At 44.0% G+C, this 7,282-nt stretch carries 9 protein-coding genes; 6 read left to right on the forward strand and 3 right to left on the reverse strand.

Going from position 1 to position 7,282, the window contains the following annotated elements; translation table 11 throughout:
• The first annotated feature begins 3 nt into the window (after positions 1–3).
• The 3 genes from leuS (at position 4) to holA (ending at position 4,426) form a co-directional block, all read left to right on the forward strand.
• Positions 4–2,547 (forward strand): leucine--tRNA ligase, encoded by a 2,544-nt coding sequence (leuS, locus tag V7L97_RS10370; protein WP_442891818.1) that lies wholly within the window; start codon positions 4–6, stop codon positions 2,545–2,547.
• Between the two features lie 68 nt (positions 2,548–2,615).
• Positions 2,616–3,545 carry an LptE family protein gene (lptE, locus tag V7L97_RS10375; RefSeq protein ID WP_333655717.1) on the forward strand — a complete coding sequence of 310 codons (930 nt, stop codon included), beginning with the start codon at positions 2,616–2,618 and terminating at the stop codon, positions 3,543–3,545.
• Complete coding sequence (holA, locus tag V7L97_RS10380; protein ID WP_333655719.1) at positions 3,542–4,426, forward strand: DNA polymerase III subunit delta; 885 nt, start codon at positions 3,542–3,544, stop codon at positions 4,424–4,426. Before lptE ends, holA begins: the two co-directional genes overlap by 4 nt.
• Here holA and rpsT read toward each other — a convergent pair.
• Complete coding sequence (gene rpsT / locus V7L97_RS10385; protein ID WP_333655721.1) at positions 4,423–4,710, reverse strand: 30S ribosomal protein S20; 288 nt, start codon at positions 4,708–4,710, stop codon at positions 4,423–4,425. The genes holA and rpsT overlap by 4 nt on opposite strands.
• 89 nt (positions 4,711–4,799) lie before the next feature.
• Here rpsT and V7L97_RS10390 point away from each other — a divergent pair, with 89 nt between their 5' ends.
• From V7L97_RS10390 to V7L97_RS10400, 3 genes are read left to right on the forward strand one after another with little or no spacing between them, the layout of a single operon-like run.
• Positions 4,800–5,759, forward strand: a complete 960-nt coding sequence (locus V7L97_RS10390; RefSeq protein WP_333655723.1) for a hypothetical protein — start codon at positions 4,800–4,802, stop codon at positions 5,757–5,759.
• Positions 5,760–5,762: 3 nt separating this feature from the next.
• Positions 5,763–5,954 (forward strand): ferredoxin, encoded by a 192-nt coding sequence (locus tag V7L97_RS10395; RefSeq protein WP_333655724.1) that lies wholly within the window; start codon positions 5,763–5,765, stop codon positions 5,952–5,954.
• Positions 5,951–6,607, forward strand: a complete 657-nt coding sequence (locus V7L97_RS10400; protein ID WP_333655725.1) for an endonuclease III domain-containing protein — start codon at positions 5,951–5,953, stop codon at positions 6,605–6,607. The genes V7L97_RS10395 and V7L97_RS10400 overlap by 4 nt, the downstream gene beginning before the upstream one ends.
• A gap of 127 nt (positions 6,608–6,734) precedes the next feature.
• Here V7L97_RS10400 and V7L97_RS10405 read toward each other — a convergent pair whose 3' ends face one another.
• Positions 6,735–7,028: a hypothetical protein gene (locus tag V7L97_RS10405; RefSeq protein WP_333655731.1), complete on the reverse strand. Its 294-nt coding sequence runs from the start codon at positions 7,026–7,028 to the stop codon at positions 6,735–6,737.
• A gap of 19 nt (positions 7,029–7,047) precedes the next feature.
• The coding region (locus V7L97_RS10410) for a TetR/AcrR family transcriptional regulator (protein ID WP_333655728.1) at positions 7,048–7,282 on the reverse strand (235 nt) is incomplete at its 5' end.

Below are 7,282 nucleotides of genomic sequence, written 5' to 3' on the forward strand. Positions count from 1 at the left end.
GAAATAGAGCTGAAGTGGCAGAAATACTGGGCTGAAAGGAAACTCCACAAGACAGATGCCGACACGTCGAAGGAGAAGTTTTACTGCCTCGAGATGTTTCCCTATCCTTCTGGCAAAATCCATATGGGCCATGTGAGGAATTATGTAATCGGTGATGTCATTGCGAGATATAAGAGAATGCGGGGGTTTAATGTCCTGCATCCCATGGGTTGGGATGCCTTCGGCCTTCCTGCAGAGAATGCAGCCATAAAACACGATGTTCATCCTGCAAAATGGACATATGAGAATATAGATTACATGAAGAAGCAGCTTGACCGCATGGGATTAAGCTACGACTGGGAAAGGGAAGTAGTCACATGCAGTCCTGAGTATTACAAATGGAACCAGTGGTTTTTCCTGAGACTTTATGAAAAGGGACTTGCCTATAAAAGGGCATCCTTTGTGAACTGGTGTCCGTCCTGTGTAACTGTCCTTGCAAATGAGCAGGTAATCGATGGCAAATGCTGGAGGTGCGACAGTACAGTCATCCAGAAGGAGCTTGAACAGTGGTTTTTCAGGATTACACACTATGCAGAAGAACTCCTTCAGGGGTGTGATGAGTTAAAAGGATGGCCTGAGCGCGTTGTGACCATGCAGAAAAACTGGATCGGAAAAAGTGAGGGAGTTGAAGTCGATTTCCCAATAGATGGAAGCGATGAAAAACTGAGGATATATACAACAAGACCTGATACCATTTTCGGCGTCACCTATATGTGTCTTGCACCCGGACATCCCCTTTCAGAGAAATTGGTTAAGGATAAAGATAGACTTGAAGTTGTAAAGGCCAAGTACGGCAAAATGGAAGATAAAGAAGGTCTGTTTACAGGACATTATGCAATCAATCCGTTGACCAATGAAAAGATACCTGTTTATGTGGCCAATTTCGTTCTTATGGAATACGGCACAGGAGCGATAATGTCAGTGCCGGCCCATGACCAGAGGGACTTTGAGTTTGCGAAAAAATACAGCCTTCCAATAAAGGTTGTGATAGTGCCGGAAAATATCAATACTACAACACTCCAACACTCCAACACTTCAGAAAATATAACAGAGGCATTTGAGGATGAAGGTGTTTTAGTTAATTCAGGTCAGTTCAGCGGATTAAAAAGTGCTGATGCAAAGAGGGAGATCGGCAAATATATTGAGGAAAACAGTCTCGGGAAAAGGACATTAAATTACAAGCTCCGCGACTGGGGCATATCGAGGCAGAGGTATTGGGGAACTCCAATTCCCATAATCTATTGCGATACATGCGGCATTGTCCCTGTGCCAGAGAAAAACCTTCCTGTTATTCTGCCTGAAGATGTGAAATTCACAGGAAAGGGAGGTTCACCCCTTTTGGAGTCAGAGGCATTTCTAAAGGTCAAATGCCCGAAGTGCGGCGGAAATGCACGGAGGGAGACAGATACCATGGATACATTCGTGGACTCATCATGGTATTTTATTGCCTATTGCCTTAAAGGTGGTATTGATTTGAAATCTCAAATTTCAAATTTGAAATCTCAAATTAATTACTGGATGCCTGTTGATCAGTACATAGGCGGCATCGAACATGCAGTGCTTCATCTTCTCTATTCTCGATTCTTCACACGCTGCATGAGGGACCTCGGTATAGTTAATGACGGCGAACCCTTTAAAAACCTTCTTACACAGGGTATGGTCTGCAAGGAGACATGGAGATGCCCTGAGCATGACTGGCTATTCCCTGATGAGGTCAAAGATGGCAAGTGTGTGCATTGTGGCAAAGAGGTCGAAAAGGGCAGGGTCGAAAAGATGTCCAAATCAAAAAAGAATGTGATAGACCCTGATGCCCTTATAAAAAAATACGGTGCCGATACCATACGGCTCTTTTCCCTTTTTGCTGCACCCCCAGAGAGGGACCTCGAATGGTCTGACAAAGGAGTAGAAGGCGCTTCCAGGTTCTTGAATAAGATATGGGGAATAGTTTATAAACATAGAGCAGAAGAGCAGAAGAGCAGAAGATCGGAAGTAACTTCCGATCTTCCTGGCTTCCGGGCTTCCGCACTCATAAGAAAGACTCACCAGACTATCAAAAGGGTTACTGACGACATCGAGAAAGACTATCATTTTAATACAGCCATTGCAGCCCTCATGGAACTGGTGAACGATATATCGTCCTTTGCTCCAGAAACGGATGAAAACAGGACAGTTGCAGGAATTGCCATTAAAAACACACTGCTCATGCTCGCTCCCTTTGCACCCCATATTGCTGAGGAATTATGGGAGGCTATGAACGAGAAAAACAGCATATTCGAGCAGCCATGGCCTGTATGGGATGCGGAACTCGCAAAGGAAGAAGAGATAGAGCTTGTGGTACAGGTGAATGGAAAACTGAGGGCAAAGATACTTGTCCCTGCTGGATTGTCGGATGATGATGCAAAACAGACGGCTCTAAAAGAACAAAGGATAAAGGAAATGCTTGACGGAAAACAGGTTAAAAAGGTTGTTGTTGTGAAAGGCAAACTTGTGAATATTGTAATTGGGTGAATGGGGTTGAGCAATTTTATATGTCAGGCACTGCTCAAAAACTTTAAAAAGTGTTGGTTCAAATGTATATGAGAGACAATAAATACATCGTCCATCAAGCATCCCAAAAATTTTTCTCCTGTTTACTGCTTACTGTTTACTGCTTACTGTTTTTTGGCTGTGGCTATACCATCCAGACAAAGGCCAATCTTCCTTTTGATACTATAGCCGTGGGAAAATTAGAAAATAAGACCTTTGAACCGAAGCTGCAGGACAGGTTCAGCAGGTCCCTCTCAGAAACATTTGCAGAATACGGTTTCAGGGTGAACTCTTCTGCAAGGTACAGGCTTGAAGGAGAGATAACAAAATTTGAATTAGAGCCCCTGGTTGAACAGAACCTTGTGGCAGCACAGTATAAAGTCGTAATAAAGGCAAACTTCAGACTTATCGATACAGCAAGCGGAAGATCTGTCCCTCTCGTGGCTGATAGTCCCTTCATCACCTACTTCAGATCTACAGAACGGCTCGAGAATGTCCTTGCCCAAAAAGAGCTTTCAACAGTCAGTGCATTAAAGAACCTGTCCCAGGAAGTAGTGCGGGTTATAAGCTATAACACCCCTAAAAATTTCGCTTACTTATTATTGACTGCTTCTGACATTAAAGATTTAGAGAGCCTGATAGTTAAGCTATATGAGCCGGAAGACCCTGTATCCCTGTATTTACGGGGGCAGCTATCTCCGAGCACGCGCCAGATGTTACATGAATATGCCGAGTCAAAGGTCTCGCAGGACAAAATTAAGCCCGTCCTTGTTGACGAGCTCAATACTGTCATACAGGGCATTTCTATCTTTGATGAAAAACGGTTTGCACACATTGCTTTAACAGAGGAAACAAAGAACCTGATCAAACAGAATCCCGGCGGTCTTGAGCGTATGAGATTAAACAGGCTGCTGATGGAGGAAGCCTATCCCGACGAAATAGCAAAGCTGCACAAAACAGCCGAAAAGGAAAAACAATGAGCATCAAGCAATTCCAGCAGGAGCTTTCAAAGGAGTTTCCATCCCCTGCATATCTGTTTTACTCCTCTGACGACTTTCTGCTCTATGAAGCATTGTCATCCATAAAAGACAAACACCACTCCGATGCCTTTAATTTTGATGTTTTTGATGTTAAATCACCTGATAACAGCAAGCCTATGGAACAAATCATAGATATCCTCAATACCCTGCCCTTTTTGTCCGGAAGAAGGGTTGTCGTTATTGAGAATACACAGAAGCTAACAAAAAAAGACATTAAAAAACTCGAGGAGTATCTCACGAACCCGGCAAACACCTCTCTTCTCATAATGCTTTTTGAAGGGGCATCTCCCAAACTTTTTGATGCATCTGTTGTTAAAAATATAAAGGCAATCGGCCTTAATGTGCAGGAAAAGGACATCCCCTCGTGGATAAGGGACACAGCAAAAAGAGAGGGTATTGAGTTTACGGACAGGGCAATCGAGTATTTGATTGTCTGTGTCGGCACAGACATGGGAATGCTTTATTCTGAAATAAAGAAGTTCTCGTCGTGGAATGCCGATAAAATCGATATCGATGATGTTAAGGGGATGGTCTATGCTGGTGCTGAATACAGCGCCTTTGACCTCATTAATGCCCTTAAGAAGAGAGAGGCAGCAGAGGTATTCAGGATATTCGAGAATGTGGGTAAAAACACGGAATCCCAGATGCTGCTCGGTGCGTTAAACTGGCAGTATGCAAACCTCCAAAGCAAGTCCCATCATAAAGGCGAAAGGTTTTTCAGGACGGTTTTCAAGCTGCTCCATGAAGCGGATGCCTCTATCAAGACATCCCGCTCCTATGTCATGGAAGATTTATTTGTAAAGCTGCTTAAGGTCAATTAGCTGGCGAGTGCTGCGTTTACCTTTTTGGTGATCCGTGAAATTTTCCTTGATGCCGTATTCTTGTGGATGATTCCCTTTGATGCAGCGCTGCTTATTACCTTGATGGTCTCATTTAATATTTTGTTAATACCCTCTTTGTCTTTCGAGGGCAGTGCTGCATCTAACTTTGTTATGTATGTCTTTACCTTTGTCTCTACAGACTGATTGCGGAGCCTGCGCTTCTCGGCCTGTCTTACCCTTTTGAGGGTCGATAAATCCTTTTTAGGTGCTGCCTTACCTGCCAATTTTATCCTCCATTAGAAAGCATTTAGCTTTCAGCTAATAGCTGAAAGCTTATAAAAATACCATAAATCTTAACAGAAAATCAATATTTATGCTAAAATTGCTGGATATGAAATACAAACAGATAGACCTGAGCGGACTTAAGACCTATTCCATCAAGGACAGGAGCAGCAAGGTATCAGCAGAAAAATCAGCCCTGCCGCACAAAAAGGGCAATTCATTCGGGGAATTTATAAAAGGACTCCCCGACTTCCTCGCCTCACAGGAATTAAAGGCAGTTGTACAGGCCATTGTAAAAGCGCACAAAAACAAAAGACCCGTAGTACTTGGAATGGGCGCCCATTCCATTAAGGTAGGGCTCTCTCCTTTAATTATCGACCTGATGCAGAAGGGCGTGATAACGGCTATTGCAACTAACGGCGCATGCATCATCCATGACTTCGAGATCTCTTACATAGGACAGACATCGGAGGATGTAGCCAGAGAGTTGTGCACAGGCACCTTCGGCATGGCAAAGGAAACAGGGCAGATGCTGAACAATGCCATTAATAATGGCGTAAAAAAAGGGCATGGGATAGGGCGTTCCATAGGCGAGTTTATCGACTCTTCAAACTTTGCATTTAAAGATAAAAGCATATTCAGGGCAGCATACACACTAAACATTCCTGCAACCGTGCATGTAGCAGTTGGCTCGGATATTATACATATGCACCCGGAGGCTGATGGAGCCTCCATAGGAGAAGGGAGCCTCGGTGACTTCAGGCTTTTTACATCTATAGTTGCTGACCTTGAAGGCGGTGTCTATATAAATCTTGGCTCTGCTGTTGTGCTTCCGGAAGTCTTTTTAAAGGCACTGACCATCGCAAGAAACCTCGGGAATAAGGTGGAAGAATTCACCACGGTGAATATGGATTTTATCCAGCATTACAGACCGCGCGAGAATGTGTTAAAAAGACCGACGATGATGAAAGGGCAGTGTTTTGCGCTAACGGGACATCATGAGATAATGTTCCCTTTGCTCTCGGCAATGGTGATTGAGGAACTGGGATAGCAGATGAATGTCATAGTTGATGAGGAAAAATGTATTGGCTGCGGCAGGTGTGAGGAGATATGCCCGGCTGTTTTCCACTTAAACGAGGCAACAGGAAAGTCAGAGGTCATAGACCCCGAGGCATGCGAGTTCGTGGGCTGCTGCGAGGCTGCCGAGGAAAACTGCCCTGTCGAGGCCATAACCTTAGAGGAATGACTGCAAAAGATTTTCTCAAGGCATGGCCTGTTCTGAAAAGGCAGGTAAAGAGCCTCGATGTCCCGTGGCTCGAAAACTTTGCATCTTTTGACAGGGATCCCTTCAAGATATTAATCTCATGCATCTTAAGCCTGAGAACTCAGGACAAGACAACAGGCAAGGCATCAGAAAGGCTCTTTGATCTCGCATCTGATCCAGAATCAATGTCACGGCTTTCTGTCAAAACCATAGAAAAGGCAATATATCCGGTCGGCTTTTACAGGGTCAAGGCAGGGAGGATTCAAAGGATCAGCAGGGAAATTGTCGAAAAGCACCTTTCAAAGGTTCCGGATACCATAGAAAAACTACTGAAACTTGAGGGTGTGGGCAGAAAAACAGCCAATCTTGTAATAACACTCGGCTACAATAAAGACGGCATTTGTGTAGATACTCATGTCCACAGAATAGTAAACAGATGGGGGCTTGTAAAGACAAAAAATCCAATAGAGACAGAATTCGGTTTGAAGAAAATATTACCTAAAAAATACTGGAAAGAGCTTAACGGCATGCTCGTTGCCTTTGGACAGGGCATTTGCAAACCAATATCGCCGTTGTGCTCCAAATGTAAAATAAACATTTTTTGTGATAAAATTAGGGTTGATAAAAGCAGATAAAAAGTAGCCCTCCCTGGGGAAGGGAGGGCTGATTTATGTTCCAGGGCAAAGGGGGATTTACCCTGGAGGGGGATATGTCTGTGCGGGAAGGGGGGGTAAAACATCCCGCACAGGCTGATTAACTTTTTTATGCCATAATGCCATGAATCAGCATATCAACGATTGTTTTCGATAGCCTTTGCGGTTCGATATTGCCGCTTATTGCCGACTTAATCATCCCGATAATTATCTCCGAGATAGTCTGTATATCCATGTCTTTTCTAAAATGCCCTTCTGCAATCCCCTTATTCAGTATTGAATGAAGGAGATCCCTTATAGAGCAAGTTTTCTCATAACAATCCTTAAGTTTCTTAGAGAGGAGCTTCCCTTCCTCTCTCCTCAGCACTCCAAAAAAGTCCTTTCTCTCGCTGAAAAAGCAGATAGGCTGTTAATAAACAGCTTTAAATTCCCAATGGCATCGGCACTGGATTCTGCCTTAAGCCGCATAAGGAGATTGTCAAGCCGTCCTGCAAGAGAGCAACATAAAGGTCTTCCTTTGACCTGAAGTGATAGTAAAGCGTTCCCTTTGCCACCCTCGCCTTTCTGGCGATATCATCCATCACCACCATGTGGTATGGCCTTTTAGAGAAAAGCTCCGTAGCAACTCCCAGTATGGAATCCCTCTTGCACAGCATA

Source organism: Dissulfurispira sp., assembly GCF_036745535.1.
Taxonomy (GTDB): domain Bacteria; phylum Nitrospirota; class Thermodesulfovibrionia; order Thermodesulfovibrionales; family Dissulfurispiraceae; genus Dissulfurispira.

Bases quoted from the DNA above. Each gene is read 5' to 3' on its own strand.
- holA (WP_333655719.1), top strand. From the start codon at position 3,542: ATGAGCATCAAGCAATTCCAGCAGGAGCTTTCAAAGGAGTTTCCATCC.
- V7L97_RS10390 (WP_333655723.1), top strand. From the start codon at position 4,800: ATGCTAAAATTGCTGGATATGAAATACAAACAGATAGACCTGAGCGGA.
- V7L97_RS10400 (WP_333655725.1), top strand. From the start codon at position 5,951: ATGACTGCAAAAGATTTTCTCAAGGCATGGCCTGTTCTGAAAAGGCAG.
- lptE (WP_333655717.1), top strand. From the start codon at position 2,616: ATGAGAGACAATAAATACATCGTCCATCAAGCATCCCAAAAATTTTTC.
- V7L97_RS10395 (WP_333655724.1), top strand. From the start codon at position 5,763: ATGAATGTCATAGTTGATGAGGAAAAATGTATTGGCTGCGGCAGGTGT.